The organism is Candidatus Kurthia intestinigallinarum (assembly GCF_003991225.1).
Taxonomy (GTDB): domain Bacteria; phylum Bacillota; class Bacilli; order Bacillales_A; family Planococcaceae; genus Kurthia; species Kurthia populi.
Genome location: NZ_JTFC01000201.1, coordinates 1 through 2744, shown reverse-complemented (window position 1 = coordinate 2744; position 2744 = coordinate 1). Strand labels below are relative to the sequence as shown.

3 protein-coding genes are annotated in these 2744 nt (G+C 33.6%); 1 reads left to right on the top strand and 2 read right to left on the bottom strand.

The genetic code is table 11. The features are described from left to right. Positions 1–72 precede the first annotated feature (72 nt). Entirely contained in the window at positions 73–966 is an 894-nt protein-coding gene (locus QI30_RS19805) for a tyrosine-type recombinase/integrase (RefSeq protein WP_126992142.1), read from the bottom strand. A gap of 37 nt (positions 967–1003) precedes the next feature. After that, positions 1004–1795, bottom strand: coding sequence for an abortive infection family protein (locus QI30_RS19800; protein ID WP_126992141.1), 792 nt, complete (start codon positions 1793–1795; stop codon positions 1004–1006). A gap of 239 nt (positions 1796–2034) precedes the next feature. Here QI30_RS19800 and QI30_RS19795 point away from each other — a divergent pair. Further along, positions 2035–2744 (top strand): hypothetical protein (locus QI30_RS19795; RefSeq protein WP_148113926.1); only part of this gene is annotated, 710 nt, incomplete at its 3' end.

The window sequence follows — 2744 nt, the reverse complement described above, 5'->3', positions numbered from 1 at the left end:
GATGAATTAACTAATTAAGGTCCCCTAATATATCTAGGTAACACTTATAAATATAGGGTACCTTAATATTTTCTATAAATAATTATCTACATCCTCTGTCTTCAATTTTATATAATGCTCCATAATTGTCTGGTGTGACTTATGACCAGATTGCTTAGCAATCGTTGGAATGTCCGCACCCTTTTGGTACATGGCAGTAATCTGCGTTTTTCGAAAGGTGTACGGTGCGAAGCCGAGCCAGCTTTGAATGGCTTGATTGTAGCTGACTTCACTAATTTGTCGACTCGTGTGGTTGCCCCATTTATCGGCAGCTCCGACGAAATAATCCTCTGGCATTAATTCGCATGCCACGATATAGTTTCGAATCGCCTGCACGCACTCTAGCGTCAGGCGTTTTTCTTTCATCTCACCCTGCTTGACCATCATTACTTGAACTGTGCGATTTTCTAAATCGAAGTCACTCACTTTGAGCCGTACCATTTCCGAAGGACGGTTCGCCGTAATAAGGTTCACTAAACAAATCGCACGCTTGCGCATATCACTTTTCTTATCGGTATCGTACCGATCAATGAGTCGCAGTACATCACTTTGCTTTTCAGCTCTTTTCCCACGCATCGGCTTTAAGCGCAAATATTCCTCTTGATTATATAAGCCTCGCAGTAATTTGATGCTCGTATCGTGCGCTGAGGTGAATTGAAATCTATATTCATGCACTAACCAGTATTTCACGCCGGCTAAACGTCGGTTAAATGTCGACAGTCGCACTTGCTGTTGTGTAATTAAATGATGAAGATACAGTTCTAACGATTCAAAATCTAACTTTAATAAATGTTCATCGCAAAACGCCTGGAACTGTTTAAAGTCAGATTGATATTGCATCAACTTTTGTTGTTGGATTTTCTGCAGCGTTTCATCTTTTTGTTTGGTCATTTTATATTGCTGCAAAGAAAATAGAGTTTCTTCCATAGTATAAATCCTCTTTTCCTACCAGTTGTGTAGAGACCTAAAAAGCATACTCTGCATCCATTTCAATTTCATCAACAAATTTCAAAAGTGAGATGACATGATTGCAAATCAATTTACTCTCATTCTTATTTAAAATTACATTGTCATGAGCATAACTTTCCGTATTTCTAACATGATTAAAGTTATTTAATACATTCATGTTCGCCTTAATAATTTGAAGAGTCATGTTTGATTGAACCCGACCAGAGGCTTCTAAATACTTTTGATATTTAGAAAACAATGTATGTAATGCGTCCTTCTGTTCATAAGCAATTCTATGTTTTTGACACAATGCTCTAAAGTATCTAACACTAAAAGTATGTAATCTATCTAAAGCTAATTCTGGCTGACCACCTAGTAATTTTTCTTTGATTTCAGCAGATAAAATTTGAATAGATTGATAATTTAAAACATCTACACTTATAATTGAATTAAGATCTTCAACTAAATTAGTCCCTTGTAAAATATCTAACGCCTTTTTACATTTTTCGTGTAAAAGTAACTCTTCATCACTAAACTCTTGACCATACGCTTGCTTATTCTCAAACCAATAAGCTAACATATCTGATAATAATTTATGAGTAATGTAGTCATCTTCTTTTTGCCAAAACAGTCGCAATCTCTTCGCTTTCGATAATGGAGCATTATATTGTCCATCAAAAATATCAATACCCGTTGATTCTAAAATAAAATTCTGAAAGGTCCTGTCGCTAAAATTTAATACATAACCTGTTTCCATCCCGAAAAGCTTTTCAAATAAACTAGTTTCTTTAATCTTTAACGAGCTCATTTCTCTCCCCCTACAAGTTGAAATTATACAAACATACGCTCTATTTATTATACCATCATCAACCTTAAACAAGCATTATTTTTTAAGGTCGAGAGAAGGAAAAGACTTCACATATTTTATTAGTCAATCCTCTTTCGTCATTGTAAAATATAGGGAGAAATAAATCGAAAGGTTTGATTTATATTTTATCCTTTTTAGAAAATGAACTGATTGCAATTTTAGCAGTCTTAGGGATTATTGTGCCTGCTTTATTTACGCTTTTCAGTGTAAATAATTATACGTCCTTTGATCGTAAATTAGTCCCTCGTAATAAAAGCTCTATCATTTATGTTAAACAGTTAATCGGAACATTTCTTTATATCATCCCGCTATTTATTGGTTCAGCTTATTATTTTGCTTTTCTCGGCTACAAATTCACTGGATTTATTATTATTTATTCAGTTATCTATCTAATATTCACAATCTATTTAGTGAGCAAAATTATTTCCCTTTGGAAATGGTGTACAAAACATATTGCGATTTTTACACCACGGCCAAAATTATTTAACCTAAATGAACAATATAAAATACATTTGACCATACTATTTACATACGCGATTTTAACTGCCCTCGCAGTAGGCCATTTAAAAACAAAAGAAGTTGCGATTCTGACAACTGAATTTTTAATACAAGCACTTATATTTTCAGTTGTTGATTTTATAATTTGTCTTGTAATCTTATTGCCATTATTCAATCGTAGCAATTCTGTAGATTACAAATTAATCTATGACAATGAACTAATCGATTCTGCTTCATTAAAAACAATTACCGAGAGTCAACCTTTAATTTTGGAATATTACTTAAATGAAACCACCTCTGTCTATAAGACCGAGAATTTAAAATATCGTATAATACGCTATTCTAACAGTAATGAGCCACCTCACTATACTGTTTACGAGCTACTAGAAAA

Bases quoted from the DNA above. Each gene is read 5' to 3' on its own strand.
- QI30_RS19805 (WP_126992142.1), bottom strand. From the start codon at position 966: ATGGAAGAAACTCTATTTTCTTTGCAGCAATATAAAATGACCAAACAA.
- QI30_RS19800 (WP_126992141.1), bottom strand. From the start codon at position 1,795: ATGAGCTCGTTAAAGATTAAAGAAACTAGTTTATTTGAAAAGCTTTTC.